Origin of the sequence: Dyella japonica A8 (genome assembly GCF_000725385.1) — a bacterium.
GTDB classification, from domain to species: Bacteria; Pseudomonadota; Gammaproteobacteria; order Xanthomonadales; family Rhodanobacteraceae; genus Dyella; species Dyella japonica_C.
The window spans coordinates 900,623-921,222 of the sequence record NZ_CP008884.1; the positions used below are offsets into that span (position 1 = coordinate 900,623).

General features: G+C 64.9%; 21 protein-coding genes. 7 read left to right on the forward strand and 14 right to left on the reverse strand.

Going from position 1 to position 20,600, the window contains the following annotated elements:
- Window positions 1-21 precede the first annotated feature (21 nt).
- From cyoD to cyoA, 4 genes are read right to left on the reverse strand one after another with little or no spacing between them, the layout of a single operon-like run.
- Window positions 22-411: a cytochrome o ubiquinol oxidase subunit IV gene (gene cyoD / locus HY57_RS03715; RefSeq protein ID WP_019465002.1), complete on the reverse strand. Its 390-nt coding sequence runs from the start codon at window positions 409-411 to the stop codon at window positions 22-24.
- Window positions 408-1,043, reverse strand: coding sequence for a cytochrome o ubiquinol oxidase subunit III (gene cyoC / locus HY57_RS03720; RefSeq protein WP_026033875.1), 636 nt, complete (start codon window positions 1,041-1,043; stop codon window positions 408-410). Before cyoC ends, cyoD begins: the two co-directional genes overlap by 4 nt.
- Window positions 1,036-3,009 (reverse strand): cytochrome o ubiquinol oxidase subunit I, encoded by a 1,974-nt coding sequence (gene cyoB / locus HY57_RS03725; RefSeq protein WP_200873918.1) that lies wholly within the window; start codon window positions 3,007-3,009, stop codon window positions 1,036-1,038. Before cyoB ends, cyoC begins: the two co-directional genes overlap by 8 nt.
- A gap of 45 nt (window positions 3,010-3,054) precedes the next feature.
- Window positions 3,055-4,035: a ubiquinol oxidase subunit II gene (cyoA, locus tag HY57_RS03730; protein ID WP_019465005.1), complete on the reverse strand. Its 981-nt coding sequence runs from the start codon at window positions 4,033-4,035 to the stop codon at window positions 3,055-3,057.
- Window positions 4,036-4,177: 142 nt separating this feature from the next.
- Between cyoA and HY57_RS03735 the strand changes: the two genes are divergently transcribed.
- Window positions 4,178-5,503: an MFS transporter gene (locus tag HY57_RS03735; RefSeq protein ID WP_019465006.1), complete on the forward strand. Its 1,326-nt coding sequence runs from the start codon at window positions 4,178-4,180 to the stop codon at window positions 5,501-5,503.
- Between the two features lie 10 nt (window positions 5,504-5,513).
- Here HY57_RS03735 and HY57_RS20750 read toward each other — a convergent pair whose 3' ends face one another.
- From HY57_RS20750 to HY57_RS03755, 4 genes are all read right to left on the reverse strand, one after another.
- A complete protein-coding gene (locus HY57_RS20750) occupies window positions 5,514-7,691 on the reverse strand; it encodes a sensor domain-containing diguanylate cyclase (protein ID WP_019465007.1) in 2,178 nt (725 codons plus the stop codon).
- 79 nt (window positions 7,692-7,770) lie between these two features.
- A complete protein-coding gene (locus HY57_RS03745; RefSeq protein ID WP_019465008.1) occupies window positions 7,771-8,076 on the reverse strand; it encodes a DUF1272 domain-containing protein in 306 nt (101 codons plus the stop codon).
- A 64-nt stretch (window positions 8,077-8,140) separates the two neighbouring features.
- On the reverse strand, window positions 8,141-8,617 hold the full coding sequence (locus HY57_RS03750) for a GNAT family N-acetyltransferase (protein ID WP_200873900.1): 477 nt from the start codon (window positions 8,615-8,617) through the stop codon (window positions 8,141-8,143).
- A gap of 1 nt (window position 8,618) precedes the next feature.
- On the reverse strand, window positions 8,619-9,011 hold the full coding sequence (locus HY57_RS03755; protein WP_019465010.1) for a rhodanese-like domain-containing protein: 393 nt from the start codon (window positions 9,009-9,011) through the stop codon (window positions 8,619-8,621).
- Between the two features lie 78 nt (window positions 9,012-9,089).
- On the opposite strand from HY57_RS03755, the gene ftrA reads away from it, so the two are divergent.
- From ftrA to HY57_RS03775, 5 genes are all read left to right on the forward strand, one after another.
- On the forward strand, window positions 9,090-10,079 hold the full coding sequence (ftrA, locus tag HY57_RS03760) for a transcriptional regulator FtrA (RefSeq protein WP_050997895.1): 990 nt from the start codon (window positions 9,090-9,092) through the stop codon (window positions 10,077-10,079).
- Between the two features lie 86 nt (window positions 10,080-10,165).
- Complete coding sequence (locus HY57_RS03765) at window positions 10,166-11,023, forward strand: EamA family transporter (protein ID WP_019465012.1); 858 nt, start codon at window positions 10,166-10,168, stop codon at window positions 11,021-11,023.
- A 538-nt stretch (window positions 11,024-11,561) separates the two neighbouring features.
- Window positions 11,562-11,684, forward strand: coding sequence for a hypothetical protein (locus HY57_RS22205; RefSeq protein WP_268746182.1), 123 nt, complete (start codon window positions 11,562-11,564; stop codon window positions 11,682-11,684).
- 168 nt (window positions 11,685-11,852) lie between these two features.
- Window positions 11,853-13,028, forward strand: coding sequence for a radical SAM protein (locus HY57_RS03770; protein WP_157786184.1), 1,176 nt, complete (start codon window positions 11,853-11,855; stop codon window positions 13,026-13,028).
- Window positions 13,029-13,142: 114 nt separating this feature from the next.
- Window positions 13,143-13,517, forward strand: coding sequence for a nuclear transport factor 2 family protein (locus HY57_RS03775; RefSeq protein WP_019465015.1), 375 nt, complete (start codon window positions 13,143-13,145; stop codon window positions 13,515-13,517).
- Between the two features lie 223 nt (window positions 13,518-13,740).
- Here the strand turns inward: HY57_RS03775 and rpoD are convergent, their stop codons facing one another.
- The 3 genes from rpoD to dtd are packed head-to-tail and all read right to left on the reverse strand — an operon-like array spanning window position 13,741 to window position 16,209.
- Window positions 13,741-15,603: an RNA polymerase sigma factor RpoD gene (gene rpoD, locus HY57_RS03780; protein WP_019465016.1), complete on the reverse strand. Its 1,863-nt coding sequence runs from the start codon at window positions 15,601-15,603 to the stop codon at window positions 13,741-13,743.
- The gene (locus HY57_RS21805) at window positions 15,596-15,772 is read right to left on the reverse strand and encodes a hypothetical protein (RefSeq protein ID WP_157786185.1); all 177 of its coding nucleotides are present in this window, start codon (window positions 15,770-15,772) and stop codon (window positions 15,596-15,598) included. The genes rpoD and HY57_RS21805 overlap by 8 nt, the downstream gene beginning before the upstream one ends.
- A complete protein-coding gene (dtd, locus tag HY57_RS03785) occupies window positions 15,769-16,209 on the reverse strand; it encodes a D-aminoacyl-tRNA deacylase (RefSeq protein ID WP_019465017.1) in 441 nt (146 codons plus the stop codon). Before dtd ends, HY57_RS21805 begins: the two co-directional genes overlap by 4 nt.
- 141 nt (window positions 16,210-16,350) lie before the next feature.
- Between dtd and HY57_RS03790 the strand changes: the two genes are divergently transcribed.
- On the forward strand, window positions 16,351-17,232 hold the full coding sequence (locus HY57_RS03790) for a lipid A biosynthesis acyltransferase (protein ID WP_019465018.1): 882 nt from the start codon (window positions 16,351-16,353) through the stop codon (window positions 17,230-17,232).
- A 205-nt stretch (window positions 17,233-17,437) separates the two neighbouring features.
- Here HY57_RS03790 and HY57_RS03795 read toward each other — a convergent pair whose 3' ends face one another.
- From HY57_RS03795 to HY57_RS03805, 3 genes are all read right to left on the reverse strand, one after another.
- On the reverse strand, window positions 17,438-17,758 hold the full coding sequence (locus tag HY57_RS03795) for a tetratricopeptide repeat protein (protein ID WP_019465019.1): 321 nt from the start codon (window positions 17,756-17,758) through the stop codon (window positions 17,438-17,440).
- Window positions 17,755-19,461 carry an ArnT family glycosyltransferase gene (locus tag HY57_RS03800; RefSeq protein ID WP_019465020.1) on the reverse strand — a complete coding sequence of 569 codons (1,707 nt, stop codon included), beginning with the start codon at window positions 19,459-19,461 and terminating at the stop codon, window positions 17,755-17,757. The genes HY57_RS03795 and HY57_RS03800 overlap by 4 nt, the downstream gene beginning before the upstream one ends.
- An 88-nt stretch (window positions 19,462-19,549) precedes the next feature.
- Window positions 19,550-20,599, reverse strand: a complete 1,050-nt coding sequence (locus tag HY57_RS03805; protein WP_019465021.1) for a CDP-glycerol glycerophosphotransferase family protein — start codon at window positions 20,597-20,599, stop codon at window positions 19,550-19,552.
- Window position 20,600 lies beyond the last annotated feature (1 nt).

The following is a 20,600-nucleotide window of genomic DNA, read 5'->3' on the forward strand; positions in this document are numbered from 1 at the left end:
ATCAGGGGTAGGCGCGGACCGTCAGGGCAGATTCGACGGATCCATCATCGACGGCATCATGTTGCTGTTGAGGTGATACATGATCCAGATCGACCCGCTCAGCGTAATGACGACCAGCACGATGGTAAACACCAGCGCCAGCATGTTCCAGCCGCCTTCCGATTTCGCGTTCATGTGCAGGAAGTAGATCATGTGCACCACGATCTGCACCGCCGCCAACCCTAGGATGATGACGGCGGCCGTGCTTGACGTGGCAATGACATGGCCCATCACCAGCCAGAACGGGATGACGGTGAGTACCACCGCCAGCACGAAACCCGTCATGTAGCCACCGAAGGTGGCGTGGATGCCGAAGTCGTCTTCGTGACCGTGCCCGTCGCCGTGGGCGTGCGTTTCGTCATGTGCACTCATGGCAGCACCCCCATCAGGTAGACGAAGCTGAAGACACCCACCCACACCACGTCCAGGAAGTGCCAGAACATCGACAGGCACAGCAGGCGTCGTTTGTTGGCCGTGATCAGGCCCTTCTTCAGCACCTGAGTGATCAGCACCACCAGCCAGATCAGGCCACAGGTGACGTGCAGGCCGTGCGTGCCCACCAGGGTGAAGAACGAAGAGAGGAAGGCGCTGCGCTGCGGCCCCGCCCCGATGGAGGCGAGGTGGAAAAACTCACGCAGTTCCAGCGTGATAAAGCCGGCGCCCAGCAGGCCGGTGATCACCAGCCACACCAGCATCGGGTTCTGCCGGTTACGCTGCATCTCCAGCACCGCGAAGCCGTACGTGATGGAGGAGAGCAGCAGCAGCGTGGTGTTCACGGCCACCGCCGGCAGCTCCAGCACCTCCTGCGCGGTGGGGCCGCCCGCGTACTCGCGGCCCAGCACGCCGTAGGCAGCGAACAGGCAGGCGAAGACGAGGCAGTCGCTCATCAGGTACACCCAGAAGCCGAGCAGCGTCCCGTTGACCGGGTGGCTTTCGTGGGTGTCGTGGAAGGCCAGCGGTTGCGCGGGCCCGCTGCCGGGCATGGAAGTAGTGATGTCAGACATGGCTGGCCAGCAGCTCCGTTCGGGATGCCTCGACGCGGGTCACTTCATCCGCGCTCAGGTAGTAGTCGCGGTGATAGTTGAAGGTATGTCCGATGCCGACCGCCAGCAGCGCGATGAAGGACACCGCCGCCAACAGCCACATGTACCAGATCATGGCGAAGCCGAAGACGAAGCTTAAGGCCCCCATGATGATGCCCGCCCCCGTGTTGAGCGGCATGTGGATCTGCACGAAGCCGCCGATCGGACGCTGGTAGTGGTGCTTCTTCATCATCCACCACGCGTCATGGTCGTGGACCAGCGGCGTGAATGCGAAGTTGTACTTCGGCGGCGGCGAGGAGGTCGACCACTCCAGCGTGCGGCCATCCCAGGGATCGCCGGTGACGTCGCGCAACTTCTCGCGGTTCTTGAAGCTCACGATGAACTGGATGATGTTGCAGCCGATGCCCAGCGCGATCAGGAGCGCGCCAAACGCGGCAATCTGGAACCAGATCTGCAACGAGGGGTCGTCGAAATGGCTGAGCCGGCGCGTGATGCCCATCAGGCCCAGCACGTACAGCGGCATGAAGGCGAAGTAGAAGCCCGTGACCCAGAACCAGAACGAGCACTTGCCCCAGAACGGATCCAGCCGGAAACCGAAGGCCTTGGGGAACCAGTAGGTGATGCCGGCGAACAGGCCGAACAGCACGCCGCCGATGATCACGTTATGGAAGTGCGCGATCAGGAACAGGCTGTTGTGCAGCGAGAAATCCGCCGGCGGCACGGCGAGCAGCACGCCGGTCATGCCGCCGATGACGAAGGTGACCATGAAGGCGACTGTCCACATCATCGGCAGCTGGAAGTCCACGCGGCCGCGGTACATGGTGAACAGCCAGTTGAAGATCTTCGCGCCCGTGGGGATCGAGATGATCATCGTGGTGATGCCGAAGAACGAGTTGACGCTCGCCCCCGAGCCCATGGTGAAGAAGTGGTGCAGCCACACCAGGTACGACAGCACCGTGATCACCACCGTGGCGTACACCATCGAGGCGTAGCCGAACAGCGGCTTGCGGCTGAAGGTGGCGGTGACTTCGGAGAAGATGCCGAACGCCGGCAGGATCAGGATGTAGACCTCCGGATGGCCCCAGATCCAGATCAGGTTCACGTACATCATGGCGTTGCCGCCAAGCTCGGTCGTGAAGAAGTTGGTGCCGGCGTAGCGGTCGAGCGCCAGCAGCGCGAGGCAGACGGTGAGCACCGGGAACGCCGCAACGATCAGCACGTTGGTGCACAGCGACGTCCAGGTGAACACCGGCATCTTCATCATGGTCATGCCGGGCGCACGCATCTTCACGATGGTCACCAGCAGGTTGATGCCCGATAACGTGGTGCCGACGCCGGCTATCTGCAACGACCATATGTAGTAGTCCACGCCCGCGTCGGGGCTGGACACGATGTCCGACAACGGCGGGTAGGCCAGCCAGCCGGTGCGCGCGAACTCACCGATGAACAGCGAGCACATCACCAGCATCGCGCCGGCGACGGTCATCCAGAAGCTGAAGTTGTTGAGGAAGGGAAACGCCACGTCGCGCGCGCCGATCTGCAGCGGCATCACGAAGTTCATCAGGCCCGTCACCATGGGCATGGCGACGAAGAAGATCATGATCACGCCGTGCGCGGTGAAGATCTGGTCGTAGTGCTCGGGCGGCAGGTAACCGTGCGAGCCACCGAAGGAGATCGCCTGCTGGGCGCGCATCATGATCGCGTCCGAGAAGCCGCGAAGCAGCATCACGAAGCCAAGGATCATGTACATGATGCCGATCTTCTTGTGGTCGATGCTGGTGAACCATTCGTGCCACAGATAGCCCCACAGCTTGTAGTAGGTGATGGCGCCCAGGACGGCGAGCGCGCCGATCGCCACCCCGATGAAGGTCACGACCACGATGGGCTCGTGCAACGGCAACGAGTCCAGCGTGAGTCGACCGAAGATCAGCTTGGCCAGGTCGGTTTGCAGAAGCATCGTGGTCACCACCGATCAGTCGGAGTGGGAATGGGCCGCCATGGCGGCCATGCCGTTGGCCTGGCCGGACGCGGGCGTGGCGCCCGAGTCGCTGGCCTCGTGCGGGCTCAGGTCCACGCGCGTCATGCACGATGGGCTCTCCGGATCCACGCAACGGGTAAGGATGGCCCGGTACAGGCCCGGCTCCACCGTCGCGTAGTAGGTCACCGGATCGTTCTCGCTGGGCTGGGCCAGTTTCACGTAGGCCTCACGGCTGAGGTCGTTGCCGCCGGCCTTGGCCTTCTGCACCCACTGCGCAAAGCCTTCTTCGGTCACGCCGTGGAAGAGAAAGTGCATGCCGGAGAAGCCATGGCCGCTGTAGTTGGCGGAAAAACCCTGGAATTCGCCGGGCGCGTTGATCACCGCCTGCAGCTGCGTTTCCATGCCGGGCATGGCATAGATCTGGCCCGCAAGCGCGGGGATGAAGAACGAGTTCATCACCGTGGAGGCCGTAATCTTGAACTGGATGGGGCGATCGACCGGTGCCGCCAGTTCGTTCACGGTGGCAATGCCTTGCTCGGGGTATATGAACAGCCACTTCCAGTCGAGCGCGACCACGTCGACCTGTAACGGTCGTGCATCACCGGGCATCGGGCGATGGGCAGCGACGCGGTCGAGCGGGCGGTAGGGATCGAGCTTGTGCGTGCTGACCCAGGTGATCGCGCCCAGGGCAATGATGATGAGCAGCGGCGCAGACCAGATCAGCAGTTCGAGGATGGTGGAGTGATCCCACTCGGGATCGTAGGTGGCCTTCTTGTTGGACGCACGGAAATGCCAGGCGAACAGCAGTGTAAGCACGATCACCGGCACGATGATCAGCAGCATCAACACGGTCGAGGTGATGATCAGGTTGCGCTGCTGCACCGCGAGGTCGCCCGATGGCGACATCAATACGGTCTGGCAACCCCCAAGCAGGAAGGCGACGGATACGACGAGCAGTCCACGGAAAGCCTTCATAGACATACCGACGACGCAACGAGTGTGGAGAACGGTACGCCGTTCGGCGCGAAACCGGAACTGGCAATATTCCAAGTGACGCGAGAGGCGTGGTGGTGCCATAGTGTGGCCACGTCATCCTCCCTCTTCCCGAGTAATGACTATGTCAAGCACGTTCCCTGAGCACGGCACGGGCCACACGGTAGAGGACATCCAGCGCATCCAGGCCCACGCGAAGGTGGCGCCGGGCGAGATCGCCATCGGCGTCATCATCGGGCGCACTTCCGAACACTTCGACTTCTTCGTGTTCGGCATTTCCTGCGTGCTGGTCTTCCCCTCCCTGCTGTTCCCCTTCGCCAGTCCGTTGAACGGCATGCTTTACGCCTTCACGATCTTTTCACTGGCTTTCATCGCCCGCCCCCTCGGTACCACGTTGTTCATGAGCTTCCAGCGACGCTGGAGTCGCGGCATCAAGCTCACCATTGCGTTGTTCCTGCTCGGCAGCGCCACCGCGGGCATGGCTTTCCTGCCGGGCTACAAGGTGATCGGCGACTGGTCGATTGGTTTGCTGGTGCTGTTCCGCATCCTGCAGGGCATTGCGCTGGGCGGTTCGTGGGATGGCCTGCCGTCGCTGCTGGCGCTCAATACGCCGCCGCAGAAGCGCGGCTGGTACGCCATGCTCGGCCAGCTGAGTGCGCCGATCGGTTTCATGGTGGCGGGCGCCCTGTTCCTGTTCCTGCACAGCAACCTCAACCAGGAAGATTTCATCGACTGGGGTTGGCGCTATCCGTTCTTCGTGGCGTTCGCTATCAACGTGGTGGCGCTGTTCGCGCGTCTGCGCCTGGTGGTGACGGAGGAATACACCGTCGCCATGGAAGAGCGCGAGCTGGAACCCATCGGCATCGTCGAGCTGCTGCGCACGCAGGGCTACAACATCTTCATCGGCGCCTTCGCGGCACTGGCGAGCTATGCACTGTTCCACCTGGTGACGATCTTCCCGCTGTCGTGGATCGTGCTGGGTTCCACGCAGTCCGTGAATGCGGTGCTGGTGGCAGAGATCATCGGCGCGGTGGCGTGCATCCTGGGCATGATCGTGTCGGGCCTGCTGGCCGACCGCATCGGGCGACGCACCACGCTTGGCCTGATGGCCGCCCTGATCGCCATCTTCGCGCTGATCACGCCGTGGCTGCTGGGTGGCGGCACGCTGGGGCAGGATGCCTTCATCATCCTGGGCTTTGGCGGACTGGGCCTGTCCTACGGCCAGTCGGCCGGCAGCGTCACGTCCAACTTCGAGATGCGCCTGCGCTATGCCGGTGCAGCGCTCACCACGGATTTCGCCTGGCTGATCGGCGCGGCGTTCGCGCCGCTGGTGGCGCTGGGCCTGTCCACGCGCTTTGGCCTGGTGGCGGTCAGTGCCTATCTGTTGTCTGGCGTGGTGTGCACTCTGTTGGCGCTGCGCGTGAACCGGGCGCTGGCCGCGCGCGAGTAAGGCATGCCCGTCACATGCCGTGCGCGGCAATGCGGTAGCAGGCGCGCCCGGCTTCCTTGGCCTGATAAAGCGCTTCGTCGGCGTGCTGCGCGAGTGCGTCCGCGTTGCCGACATCGCGGCATAGCGCAACGCCCATGCTTAGGGTGACGGGAATCGTCGTCTTGCCGATCGCCACCGGTGGCTGCATCGCGTCGGTGATCTTCTGCGCCAGTTGCCGCGCCGTATCGATGTCGTCGATGGCGCGGCACAGGATCACGAACTCGTCGCCGCCCAGGCGGGCGAGCAGGTCGGTCTTGCGGATGCTCGCCTTGAGCCGGCTCGCGACCTCACTCAGGGCGGCATCGCCGGCGGCATGGCCATAGGTGTCGTTGATCTGTTTGAAGTGGTCGACGTCGATCATCATCAGCAACAAGGGCTCGTGCGTGGCGTCGGCGTGCTCCACCGCCAGGTGGACGCTTTCGCGAAACGACAAGCGGTTGGCGATGCCGGTGAGCGCGTCGTGGTGGGCCAGGAAATCCAGCTGCTGTTCGGCGAGCTTGATGCGCGTGATCTCCGTCGTCAGTGTGTAGAAGCCGGTGGACGCGCCATCGGCGGTGGTCGCCGGCACGTAGTTGGCCTGGAAGTAGCGGGTCTGCCCGCCGGCCTGCACGTCGTACTCGAAGGTAGAGGCCGTGCCGTGCAGGGCCTGATCGATGTGCGGTTTGAGTAGGGCATAGACGACGGCGCCGCGCGTTTCCTCGACGGTATGCCCGATGTTCCTTGTCGCGTCCACGCCGATCACCTCGGACGCGTACGCATTGATGAAGGTATAGCGCTGAGCAGTATCCACATGCGCGATGACAGCTGGCACGTTGTCGGTAATGGTGCGCAGGCGCTTCTGGCTGTCGGCGAGCGCTTCTTCCGCCAGTACGCGCTCGGTGATGTCCCGGGCGCTGTAGACGGTTTCGATGTCGCCTTGGCGATCCGGGCTGGGCGCGAGCTTGCCCATCGCTTCCAGCCATCGGTACTCGCCGGCGCGGTTGCGCACCCGGTAGCGCACGAGTTCCGGCGTGCCGGTTACCCGCAGTCGCGCCAAGACACCCCGCACGAGCTCGCGATCGTCCGGGTGCAGCAGCTCGCCGCGCTGGGCGGCGAACTCCTCAGGCGTCCAGCCCAGCATGTCCTTGACCGAGGGCGACACGTAACGGCGGGTGCCGTCTTCGGCGATGCGCACGATGAGGTCGCTCGCGTAATCCGCGAGCAGTCGATAGAGGCTCTCGCTCTCGGCGACTTTTGCCGCCAGCCGTTGCCTGTCGGCGAGCGCCAGCGCCACAGGGACCGCCACCAGACACAGCACGCCAAGGTAGACCTGGGCGATCAGCGCGCGCTCGCTGGCATCTGCCGCGGGGATGAGTGCGAACGGGCCCTGGCCCATGGCCGTGGCCACGTTGGTGATCAGGGTCACCGTGGTCACGCCCAGCACCAGGCCCGGAAAACGGTAGCGGAATACAAGGTAGAGCAGTGGCGCAAAGACGGTGAACAGCAGCGGATAGCGCGTCTGCACGAAGACGCCCAGCGTGACGGCGGCGAGCAGCAGCACGTCGCGCAGCATGCGGATGCGCAGGCCGGGCGCACCGAGCAGGCGTCCGCGTTCGCGAAACGCCACCAGCGTGAGCATGCCCACGATCACCATGCCGAGCAGGTGGGCGCGACACCATTCCTGCGCCGTGCCGGGGAAGGCGCGGCCCGTCGCCAACTCTTGCGCGATGACGGCCAGCAGGGTGGATGCCAGGCAGCCGGCCAGGGCGGCGACCATCGCCACGCGACCCAGGCGCAGGTAGCCGCTCGCTTGCCCGGTGATGACCGGAAAGCGGCGGTGAATGAGGCCCGCTACGATGAGGATCTCCACCAGGTCGGCCGGTACCAGCAGCAGGTGGCTGGTGAGCAGTGCACCGAAGGCAACCCACTGTCCGACTACCAGCGCGGCAGCGGTGGCGGAAACCAGGGCCCTCCAGCATGGCCGCGGCACGGACAGGAGGACACCGGCGGCGATGCCGTTGGCGGACCACAGCGAGGCCATGGCGCCTCCCCGTTGCGAGAGCAGCAATGAGATCGCGCTCGAGGCGAAGATCACCAGGAACAGGGCGGCCGATCCACCCAGCAGGACCTGTCGCTCGCGGCCTGATTGGGTTGGTTCACGCGTGGCCATGTCCCCGGGGCGTTGCGGACGCCTGCATGGTGGGAAGCGCCCTGTTTAGGACGGCGCGCGTCAAAGCGCCGTCGTGGCGTCAGCGCTGTTCCGGCGGCCGCCCGTCCAGCAGCGCCACGAAGCGCGCGTGCGCGACCAAGTCCACCGGGTTGTATGTGACCTTTCCGGTGGCTGGGTGGCCTTCCAGCGAAACGCCCGGCCGCCACGCATGGGCCGGCCGAACCGGGCGCGGCGTGAAGCCACCGCCGCAGTTGGGGCACACGTTCTGCAGCCGTTCGACGCAGTCACGGCAGTAGGTACATTCGAACGAGCAGATCATGGCCTCGGTCGAGGCCGGCGGCAGTGCCTTGTTGCACTGCTCGCAGGTGGGGCGTAGTTCCAGCATGCAACGTCCTCCGTGTCATCGGGCCGGCATGATCGCATTGCCACGCACCTGCGGCGCCGTGGCTTCACGCCTCATCGAGCGCCAGGCCGTAGCGCAGCTTGGCGGTTTCACCGGCGCCCAGGCGGCGGTAGAAGCGCGCGGCATCCACGTTCCACCAGGGCGTCTGCCATTGCATGGTGGCGCATTGGCGTGCGCGCGCGAAGTCGCGCACGGCAGCCCACAAGCGCAGGCCCATGCCATGGCCGCGCCAGGCTTCGCGGACATACAGGCAATCCATGTGCAGGTAGTCCGCGCCATCCAGCGTGGAGAAATCCAGCGTGGCGCTGGCGTAGCCGACGACCTCGCTGCCAAGACGGGCGATCCATGCGTGCAACCGCGGCGGTTCGCCATCGAGCGCCAGCGCCAGCGCGCCGGCACGTTGGCTGGCGCGATGCGGCAGCCGTTCGAACGCGGCATGCTCCGCCCCGAGCGAAAGCAGCGCGGGAACATCGTTCCCGCCCGCGCGGCGTATGGCCAGGCCTTCGCCCGTCTCAGCGTCCACGTCAGCGTTCCAGGCCAAAGCCTTCATCGATCCAACCGGTGAGGCCGCCAATCATCTCCTTCACGGGCCGTCCCAGCTGCGCCAGCTTCACCGCCGCCTTGTTGGCGCCGTTGCAGTGCGGGCCGGCGCAATAGACCACGAACAACGTCTCGGCGGGATAGTCCGCCAGGCGCGGCTCGCTGATCATGCGCGTGGGCAGGTTGATGGCACCCGGCACGTGGCCGGCCGCATAGAGCGTGGGCGTGCGCACATCGAGCAGCACGAAATCCTTGGCTTCGTGGTTCGTCGCGTAATAGACGTCCGCGCAGTCGGTCTCAAAGCCCAGCCGTGCCTGGAAATGCGCCAGTGCATCAAGGCTGCCGGCGGCGGGAACACGTTGCACCACACTGCTCATGGTTTCACTCCTGCATTGGGATGGCGGCAGTATCGGCACTGGCGCGGGTGGCGCACATTGGCAAGAATGACAATCACCATGAAGAATCCGCCAAAGCGATCCAGACGTCTTTCCGGTCCACCCAACCGGCGTGTGGCCGCGCTGGTGTACGACGGGCTGTGTACCTTCGAATTCGGTATTGCCGTCGAGATGTTCGGCCTGCCACGACCGGAGCTGGCCGAGTGGTACGACTTCGGGCTCTGTGCGGTGGATCGCGGGCCGATGCGCGCCGCGGGCGGCATGCGGGTGCTGGCGGATCACGGCCTGGAAGCGCTGGCCACGGCCGGCTCCATCGTCGTGCCAGGCTGGCGTGGCGTGGATGCCCCGCCACCGGAGCCGTTGCTGGATGCCCTGCGCTCGGCCCATGCGCGCGGTGCGCGCCTGCTGTCGTACTGTTCCGGCGTGTTCGTGCTGGCCGCGACCGGGTTGCTGGACGGGCGCCGCGCCACCACGCACTGGCGTTATGTGGACGCCCTGGCCGAGCGTCATCCGCGCATCCGGGTCGAGCCGGACGTGCTCTACGTGGATGAAGGGTCGTTGCTCACGTCGGCCGGCAGCGCCGCGGCGCTGGATCTCTCGCTGCACCTGATCCGCCGCGACTATGGTCCGGACGTTGCCAACAGCGTGGCCCGGCGCGCGGTGGTGCCGGCGCATCGCGATGGCGGGCAGGCGCAGTTCATCCAGTCCCCCCTGCCCGCGCAGGGCGATGGCCTGGGCAAGCTGCTGGACTGGATGCGGCGTCACCTGGATCAGCCATTGCCGGTGTCCACGCTGGCCGAACGCGCCCGCATGAGCGAGCGCACCCTGCTGCGACGCTTCGAGGAGGCCACCGGTTGTTCACCGAAGCAGTGGCTGACGCACGAGCGCCTGGGCCGGGCGCGCGAGCTGCTGGAAGGCAGCGACATGGGCGTCGACCGCGTGGCCGAGGTGTGCGGATTCGGCAGTACGGATACCCTGCGTCACCATTTTCGCCAGCATCTGCAGCTGAGTCCGGCGCGCTATCGCGAGCGGTTCACCCACCAGCGGTGAGCGTTCCCGGCTGGCCGCAGGACGGCTGACATCATGTCCCGGTATATCGGCGGAGCACACCGTGCCGTCACCCTCAAGGATTCCTCATGGTCTATGTGTTGCTGAGCGTCGTCTGCAGCGTGCTGGTGTCAGTGCTTTTGAAGCTTGCCCGCCGGTTGTCGGTCGACGTGGGGCAGGCCATTGCCTGGAACTATGTCGCGACCAGCGTGCTGACGGCCACGGTGTTCCATCCCCAGCTGTCGGTGCTGACGGGGCCGCAGGCGCCTTGGCTGGGCTTCATCGGGCTCGGTTTGCTGCTGCCGTTGATCTTTCTCGCACTGGCGGCTTCGGTGAGCAGTGCAGGCATCGTGCGCACGGATGCGGCGCAGCGGCTGTCGTTGCTGATCTCGCTGCTGGCGGCGTTCCTGCTCTTCGGCGAGAGCCTGAGCATGGGCAAGGGCATCGGTATCGTGCTGGGTCTGGCATCGCTGGCGTGCATGGTGTGGCGTGACGTGCCCGGCGCGCATGGCCATGACGAACGCGGATGGCTGTGGCCGCTGCTGGTGTTCGCGGGCTTTGGCGCCATCGATATCCTGTTCAAGCGGGTGGCGGCGGCTGGAACACCATTCGCGGCCTCGTTGCAGGCCGCGTTTGCGCTGGCCTTCGTCGTCTCCCTGCTCATCCTGCTGTGGCGCCGCTGGCATGACCGCACCTTTTTCACCCTGCGTGATGCGGTGGCGGGTCTTCTGCTCGGTCTCGCCAATTTCGGCAACATCGTGTTCTACGTGCGCGGGCATCAGGCCCTGCCGGATCATCCATCGCTGGTATTTGCCAGCATGAATCTCGGCGTGGTCGCGCTGGGCGCGATCATCGGCACGGTGGCGTTTCGCGAACGATTGAGCCGGCTCAATGTGCTTGGCGTGATGCTGGCGCTGCTGGCGATCGTGGTCATCGCCACGCAGTAACGCCTGCGTTGGACGAGCTGCCAGGGCGATTTCCGCGATGGCATGCCTTGGGAATCATGTGATCGCCATCACAAATCTGATCGCGCCGCGTGATGCGTCGTGCGGCGCGCAGACGTCCCATCGCGCCGCAGAAACCTTCGGCTGTTCAGCAAGCCCTCCCGGCGCGGCATGGGTTCGGCGGAAACTAATTCGTTCCGAAACATCTGTTGAGCGCATGAGTCGCCAGGAATCCATGCCGCAAGTTAGTGCGTTAGCACTCGCTTCGGGCGACGTGGCACGGCGCGCGTGCGAGGAGCGTAGTCCTTGGACTACAACCTATCGTTCATTGCTGCAGAAAAACCACTTTGATAGAACCGCCGGGTCGTGCAACAGCCGCGACGGACATACCTTCAGCAAGTGATTTGTGTGCGGCATGCGGTGGCACGACATATCGCCCACGCATTCGACGCCGGGGTTCGTCCCGAAGTTGAGTGTGCGGGATCATCGATGTTGAGCATCCCAACCAAGGATCAATGCTATGGACCATAACGAGTGCTCCGTGGAAACCCTTGAAGTCAGCGCGCCCGTCACGCTGAAGCCGATGAGCCAGCTGGTGATCGCCCATTCGAACGAAACGGCGGGTGATCTGGCCCAGTGCAGCACCTGGTACAGCATCCAGTAGTTCTCAAGGGCGCCCACTGGAATGGCTGACGCCATTCCCGGGGGCCGATGCGTCCAAATCAGGGAGCCGACCGCAGGTCGGCCCCTGCCTTGGACCTGGCATTCATGACCGGGCCCGGAGAAAGTCATGCGCTTGATGACCACTCGGATGGAGAGCAGGAAGCTCTTCGTGAGCTTCAAGATGTCGGAAGTGTGCAATCTTGACTGTCCGTACTGCTACTTCTTTTTCAACGGCGACGATAGCTACAAGACCAACCCGGCCCGCATGTCTGTGGAAACGGCCGAACGCGCGGGCAAGTTCCTTGCTCAGGGCGCACAGGAACTAGGCATACCCACCGTGTCGGTGGCGCTCCACGGCGGCGAACCGCTCATGGTGGGAAAGAAGCGGTTCCGCGAGATCGCCGAGACGCTGATGCGCACCGTGTCGCCCCACGCCGAGCTGCAGATGGGCGTCCAGACGAATGGCATTCTGCTCGACGAAGAGTGGATCAGGATGTTCTCCGAGTTGAATATCAGCGTCGGCATCAGCATCGACGGGCCCAAGCACGTCAATGACACGGTCAGGTACGACAAGAAGCGGCGCGGCAGTTATGACCGCATCGTCAAGGCCATCGAGCTGCTCAAGAAGAGTCATCAGGAAGGGCTGATCGGTGAGCCCGGCGCGCTGGCGGTGATTCTTCCGGGCACGTCCGCGCGCGAGATCTACACGCACATCGTGCACGAACTCGGCCTGTTGAAGTTCGACTTCATGCTTCCCAAGGACAGCTGGGAAAACTACTCGCCCGAGATGACGGACTTCATCGAGAAGTTCTCCCTGGAGCTGCTGGAGTGCTGGCTCGAGGACGACGACCCGAAGATCAACGTGCGCTCTATGAAAAATGTCTTCGCACCGTTCCTGACGGATTTCGGCGTGGATATGCGCATCAACTACATCGTGGACCTGACCGAGACGATCACCATCCGCAGCAACGGCGATGTGTCGCCGGACGACTCGCTGCCATCCATCAGCGAGGAATATCGGCACACGGGCTGCAACGTCGCCACGTCCACGTTGAAAGAGTTCTATGACCGGCCGCTGTGGTCGGACCTGCGCAGCAGCGTATCGACGCCCCCGGAAACATGTGCGAAATGCGAGTGGCTGGGCTACTGCGGTGGCGGTGAGCTCATCACGCGCTATTCCAAGAGCCGCAAGTTCAACAACCCGACCATCTACTGCAGCAGGAACAAGGCGCTGTACCGGCGCGTCAGGCAGTACCTGTCCGACTACATGGATCTGAAGGACATCGACGAACGCACGCGGCGAAGCAACGAGCTGGCGGCGGCCGAACTCGTCTTCGAGGCCTGACAAGGCGGCAGGCGCCGACGTGGAACGGAAGGCGTGCCGATGGCGGCGCGCCTTCACGTCTGCCTACCGCCGGCGGCGCTACGCTCGCACCTCTCGCCTGCCGGAGATTGCTGCATGAGCACCGAAGCCGTCGCCAAGCGCCTGGTGGCCATGTGCCGCCACGGTCAATTCGAGGAAGCGCAGCACGAGTTGTATGCCAAGGACGCGGTGAGCATCGAGCCGGAGGCCATGGCCAACGGGCCCATGGGCAACGTGCAGGGGCTGGACGCCATTCTGGAGAAGGGCAAGCGGTTCCAGGCCGGCGTCACCCAGCTGCACGGCATCGAAGTCAGCGATCCGCTGATCGCCGGCAACTGGTTCAGCGTCGTGATGACCATGGACGTGACCATGAAGGAGTACGGCCGCCTCACCATGACGGAGATCTGCGTCTATCACGTGAAGGACGACAAGATCACGCGGGAGCAGTTTTTCTACGACACGGGGGGTTGAGGTTTCGCCACGCCATGGCCCCCCTGTGGGAGCGCACCCTGTGCGCGACCGCAGACTCCCAAGATGCCGCTGGTGGACGGTTTTCGCCGTCCGCAGCGGGGTCACCCTGTCGGCCTGTCGCGCACAGGGTGCGCTCCCACAAGGTGCGTTTGCCCGGGGGTCACCCCAACAAAAAGCCCCGCTTTCGCGGGGCTTCCTGTCACTTGCACTAGCGTCGTAGTGCTTAGTCGATATCGAGGAACGAGCGCAGCTGCTCCGAGCGGCTCGGGTGACGCAGCTTACGCAACGCCTTGGCCTCGATCTGACGGATGCGCTCGCGCGTCACGTCGAACTGCTTGCCGACTTCTTCCAGCGTGTGGTCGGTGTTCATGTCGATGCCGAAGCGCATGCGCAGCACCTTCGCTTCACGCGGGGTGAGGCCGGCGAGCACGTCACGCACGGTTTCCATCAGGCCCGTTTCCGTGGCGGACTCGATCGGCGAAGCCGCGTTGGAATCCTCGATGAAGTCGCCCAGATGCGAATCTTCGTCGTCGCCGATGGGGGTTTCCATCGAGATCGGTTCCTTCGCGATCTTCAGCACCTTGCGGATCTTGTCCTCGGGCATGTCCATTTCCTTGGCCAGCTCCTCCGGCGTCGGCTCGCGGCCGAACTGCTGCAGCATCTGGCGGGAAATGCGGTTCAACTTGTTGATCGTTTCGATCATGTGCACCGGGATACGAATGGTGCGTGCCTGGTCGGCGATCGAGCGGGTGATGGCCTGGCGGATCCACCACGTGGCGTACGTGGAGAACTTGTAGCCGCGGCGGTATTCGAACTTGTCCACGGCCTTCATCAGGCCGATGTTGCCTTCCTGGATGAGGTCGAGGAACTGCAGGCCGCGGTTGGTGTACTTCTTGGCGATGGAGATGACCAGGCGCAGGTTGGCCTCGACCATTTCCTTCTTCGCGCGGCGGGCCTTGGCCTCGCCGATCGACATGGTGCGGTTGATTTCCTTGATGTCGGTCAGCGGCAGGAACAGCTTGCGCTCGATGGAGGCGAGCTTTTCCTGCTCGGCGTCGATCGCTTCCTTGTGCGGCTTGATGTTCGGCGACCACTTCTGGCGCTTGCGGCCCAGCTCGTTCGCCCACTCGAGGTTGCCCTCGTTGCTCGGGAACGTTTTGAGGAACTCGGCCTTGGGCATCTTCACGTGCTTGACGAAGATGTCCATCAGCACGCGCTCGTGGTGACGGATGTCGTTCACCACTTCGCGCAGCTTGCGCACGAAGCTGTCGATCAGCGCGGACGGCAGCTTGAGCTTGAGGAACTCCTCAGCCATCTGGTCGCGCAGCTTGGTGACCTTCTTGTCGTTGATGTCGGTGGCCTTGGGGGCCGCCTTCTGGAACTTGCCGTAGTAGTCGCGCAGCAGTTCCATGCGGCGCTTGACCTCTTCCGGATCCGGACCGGTCGGGCCGGTTTCTTCCTCTTCGCCCGAGCCTTCTTCGCCTTCGTCCTCGTCGGATTCGGCGTCGGAGTCTTCGACCTCGGCGTCGGCCGCGGCAGCCTGGGCGGCGTCGGCGGCTTCTTCCAGATCGGCGAAGCCGGCCAGGATTTCGCTCAGGCGGCGCTTGCCGTCCAGGTGCTGGTCGTATTCCTCGAGCAGCAGCTCGATGGTCAGCGGGAAGGAGGCGAGCGCGGTCTGCACCTGGCCCAGGCCTTCCTCGATGCGCTTGGCGATGGCGATTTCGCCCTCGCGGGTCAGCAGCTCGACCGTACCCATCTCACGCATGTACATGCGGACGGGGTCGGTGGTGCGGCCCACTTCGGAGTCGACGGCCGACAGCAGCGCCACGGCCTCTTCGGCGGCGGCCTCATCGTCGGTGGAGGCGCCCGGAGCGTTGTCCGACAGGGGGTCGGAGTCCGGCGCGGCGTCATGCACCTCGATGCCGACGCCCTTGAGCACCGCCATGATGTCTTCGATCTGCTCCGGATCGACGATGTCGTCGGGCAGGTGGTCGTTGATCTCGGCGTAAGTCAGGTAGCCCTGCTCCAGACCCTTGGAGATGAGCGCCTTGATTTCAGACTGTTGCTCAGGAGCTTTGCTATTCATACCTACCGCCGCGTATGCAGGAACCGATCAGTATACCGATGTGATGCTTTTTTGACCAGTTTTCAAGGAAGAAAAAACGAAATGCCGACACGCAAAAATCGCGCCAAATCGGCATTTTCCAGTGATTTTGTCGAAGTGCTCCCGATGCGCCGAGGGTGATGGCGATCATGGGGTCTCCAGCCAGAAGGTGACCGGGCCGTCGTTGACCAGGTGCACTTCCATATGGGCGCCGAAACGCCCGATTTCCACCCTGGGGTGCGCGGCGCGGGCCAGTTCGACCAGCCGGTCGAACCAGCGGCGCCCCTCTTCCGGTGTCGCCGCGCTGGTAAAGCTGGGGCGCATGCCCGAGCGGGTGTCGGCGGCCAGGGTGAACTGGCTGACCAGCAGCAGCTCGCCCCCGGTGTCGGCCAGGGACCGGTTCATGCGGCCCTGCTCGTCCGAAAACACGCGGTAGCCCAGCAGCCGTTCCAGCATGCGCCGGGTGCGCGGCTCGTCATCGCCCGGCTGCACGGCAACCAGGGCCAGCAGACCGGGGCCGATGGCCCCCACGGTGGTGTTTTCGACATCGACACGGGCGGATTGGACGCGCTGGATCAGGGCGATCATCGACTGGGTAACGGCAGAAGGGGGGGCGAAAGAGTAGGGCCTGGGCCAGCCGGGGGCGATAGCCTTGGGCACCAGAACGACAACAGGCGGCCTGTCGTTGACCCGTGAACCCGGCCCGGCGGCAGGTACACTGCGTCGCCCATGCGATTCGACATCACTCTCCTGTACCTCCTCCTGCGCCTGCTCGGCCTGCTGCCGCTGCGCGCGCTGCACGCCATCGGTGCCGGCATCGGCCGCCTGTCGCTGGCGCTACGCACCGGCACGGCGCACACCACGGCGGTCAACCTGAAACTCGTGCGGCCATCGCTGGACGAGCACGCACACGCTGCCCTGCTCCGCCAGGTCATGGAAGACAGCGGCCGCTCCGCCACCGAGATCGCCAAGATCTGGGGCAACGACGCCGAGCGTGCGCTGGACATGGTGCGCGAGGTGCGCGGCGAGGCGCTGTTCGATGCCGCGCTGGCCTCCGGCAAGGGCGTGATCATCGCTGCGCCGCACCTGGGCTGCTGGGAGCTGCTCAACTACTGGCTATGCCGCAAGACGCCCATGGCCATCCTGTACCGCCCGCCGCGCATCGCCGCGATCGAGGGCCTGCTGCGCAAGGTGCGCGGCGCGCTGGCGCCGGAGCAGGTGCGTGCCGAAGGCGCCGGCGTGCGCACGCTGTACAAGCGGCTGGCGGCCGGCGGCACGGTGGGCATCCTGCCGGACCAGAAGCCACGCGCGGGCGAGGGCGAAGTCGCCCCGTTCTTTGGGCAGAACGCGTTGACCATGGTGTTGTTGCCGCGCCTGGCGGCCCGCACCGGGGCGACCGTACTGTTCGCATTTGCCGAGCGACTGCCCCGGGGCGAGGGATTCCGCATCCATCTGATGCCCGCGCCGGAAGGGTTGGCCGATACCGACCTGTCCGTCGCCTGCCGTGCGCTCAACCAGGGCGTGGAGCGCTGCGTGGAGCTGGCCTTTACTCAATACCAGTGGCACTACAAGCGGTATTCGGCCGATACGTGGCGTAGCCCGTACGATTGATTCGTTGAGTCGCAACAACGCCGTCATTGCGGCGCAGGCCGGAATCCAGTGGCGGCAAGGTGTGGCTTTCGCGACGGGTTTGACGACCGCTTTCGCGAAAACCGACCAATCCGGTAACTGGATGACCAGCCTTCGGCTGTTGTGAAGCGCCTCCGGCCTTTGCCCCCTTTTTCGGGGTGCGCCGGAATGACGGCACGTTTGAGGCTTACGGTTTCTCGATCCGCCGCAGGAACACCGTCATTTCCTTCTCGGCCTGCTTGTCGCCACGCGCTTGCGCGGCGGCAATGCCCTGACGCCAGGCGTCGGCCGCGCCCGGCTTGTCCTCGACGGCCAGGCAGGCCTTGCCCAGCAGCTTCCATGCAGCGGAATAGCCGGCGTCAAATGCGACGGCCCTGCGGAATTCGGGAATCGCCGCGGCGGCATCGCCCGCATTAAGGAGTGCGTTGCCCAGCGAGAAGCGCAGCAGCGCGCCGTCCCGCGGTCCACCGCACTGCGCGCGCAGGTTGGCGATCAGCGTGTCGTTCATTGCAGGGCGCGGAAGCGCCACTCGTCGACCTGGTAGACCCGGGTCGGGTGCGGCGGCTCTGGAGGCACGCGGCCCGCACGCAGCTCAGCCAGCGATTTCGCCGGCCAGATCACCACCCAGGTCGAGCGGAACGGCTGCACCAGCAGCGCATAGCGCAGCGAGTCGTTGGTCAGCTTTTCAGGATGCTCCACGATCAGGCCGTCCGGATGCGCCTGCGCGAACTGCTGCAGCGACTCGCCCTCGTACAGGCGTTCGATCGAATGGGTCAGGCGGCCGGCGAAGTGGAACTGCCCTTCGTAGTTGCCCAGCATGCCGATGGCACGGTTCTCCGCGTCGGCCGCGCCCAGCATCTGCGCCGACGGGCGCAGGTCGAAGTTCTGCCACATGGTCAGCGTGAACAGCGTATTGAGCGCCAGCGTGCCCACCAGGCCGGCGAACGCCAGCCGGCGCATCTCGCCACGGCCGCGCAACAGCAGCAGCGCGCCGAGCAACACGAACACCACGCTGAAGAAGCGGCTGTAGCGCTGGGTGGTGTCGAACCACTCGCCATGCAGCTCGTTGTGCGATACCAGCACGGGCAGCACGAACAGGAAAACGCCGAACAGGATGCCGCCCACGCCCAGCGGCCACGTGCCCAGCCAGGGGTTGTCGGCGAGCGCCGGGCGCTGGTCGCGCAACACGGCGATGGCGCCGGCGAGCAGCAAGGCGGCGCCGGCGTATTCCGGCAGCGGGTAATACAGCTGCTTGCCGCTGATGAAGGAGAACACCACCATCACCGGAATCAGCCAGCACAGCGCAAAACGCAGGCCGGCATCGAGCGGGCGGCGCAGCGTGATCAGCGCGGCCCATGCGCGCGGCCAGCCGCTGAAGGGGAACAGCAGCGCCGGGATCACCGGTACGTACCACCAGAACGGGCGCGCGTGGTCGAACGCATTCACCACGCGCCCGGCGGTCTGCGTGAAGAACAGGCGCTGGCGATAGGCCTCGCCGCCGCTGTAGCCGGCCGGCAGCGCCCAGGCCAGCAGCATGGCGCCGCCCAGCAACAGCGCGAGCACGCCGCGGCCATACCAGCGCGCGCGGTTGTCGCGCGCCCAGTCGTTCCACAGGGGGCCGAGCAGGAACGGAAAGGCCACGTGCAGGAACATCACCGGGCCCTTGGTGAGCAGGCCGGCGCCCACGCACAGGCCAAACAGCACCCAGCGTGGCTCGGCGCGCTGCGGCTTGGGCGTCAGGCACAGCAGCGCGGCCAGCACCCATACGGCCAGCAGCACCTCGTACATGATCTGCAGGCCGAACAGGAACGCGTAACCCAGCGACAGCAGGATCCACGGCGCGCCCTTGGCCACCCACGGGCGGCTGGGGAACAGCCGCTGGGCCAGCACCGACACCAGCACCAGCTGGGTGCCGCCGAAGATCACCTCGAGCACGCGGGGCCATACGTCGTTCACGCCGAACACGAACCAGCCGGCATGGATCAGCCAGAACAGCAGCGGCACCTTCTCGCTGTAAGGCGTGCCGTTGATGTGCGGCACCAGCCAGTAGTGGTGGTTGAACATCTCCCACGCCACCGCGAGGGTGCGCGTGGAGTACAGCGGCATCGGCCCGTGCGAAAAGATCGCCAGCAGGGCGACCAGCGCCCACAGCGGCAACCAAGGCCAGAGGGAGCGCAGGTGTTCGGTGCGGCTGTAGCTGCTGGATGCCACGGGCAGTCTTCTTTTTGGGAATGAAACAATTCTATCCCGACCCGCCCTTGCTCCATGCTGACCCGGCCCAAGGCCGGCCCGGGCATGCTCAGTACCCGGCGGGCCCCCAGTAACCAATGCGGCGGCGGATCTTCAGTTTTCGCCACAGATTCCACGGCTTACGACGACGATTGCGTCCGCCGGCGGCTATGAAGCCGTCGATGGCCTGCAGGATGCGCTCACTCGAATGGCCGTCCCGATAGGGGTGGATGGCGTCACCGTACTCGCGGATGGCCTGCATCAGCTCGGGCGGCCGCGCCAGTGCGCGCTCGATCGCCGGCTCGAACTGGGCCGGGTCGTCGATATCGATCAGCTGCGGGCCGGGCCGGCGGTTCTTGAACGTCACCACCGGCTTGCCGGTGAGCAGGAACTCGTTGAGCGCGGACGAGGTGTCCGAACACATCAGGTCCACTTGCGGGAACAGCTCGAGGATGTTGTCGTTCTCGGCGAACGTCAGGTGCTCGTTCTGCAGCGCCTTGTACTTGGCCACCGTCTCGGGATTCATCTTTGGATGGAAGGTGACGATCCAGCGCCAGCGGCCGTCGCGCGACAGGCGCTTCACTTCCTCGTACAGCGCTTCGGCGGCGCTCCACGACGGGGAGAAGGTGGAGTGGTAAAGGATGACGGGCGGCTGGCGCACCGGCGGCAGCGGCCCGCTGATTTCCTTCATGAAGGGGTCAAGCTTGGGGAAGCCCGTCTCCATCACGGCAAAATGCCCCACGCGCTCGGCAATGGCCTTGAACTGCGCGGTGTCGCGCGGGCCGGTGGTGCAGTACAGGTCGAAGAAACCGCGGATATAGATGTGGCGCGGCTTGCCCGCATCGAAGCCGTGGAAGGTTTCCACCTTCACGCCGGGAAAGAAGTGCGGCACCGCGTTGCTGGAGGTGATGACGGCGCGCGGCTTCCACGCGCGGATTTCCTCCACGCTGAGCAGGCGTTCGCCGTCCACCAGATCCTCGGCGCCCGGGCCGTCGAAGAACCACGCCGCCTCGTCGCCGCGTGCGCGGATGGCGTCTTGCACGGGCCGAAGGATGGCCAGCGCATAACGTTCGGAGCCGTAAAGGAGATAGTGCTGTTTGGAATCGGGCTGCTTGCTCATC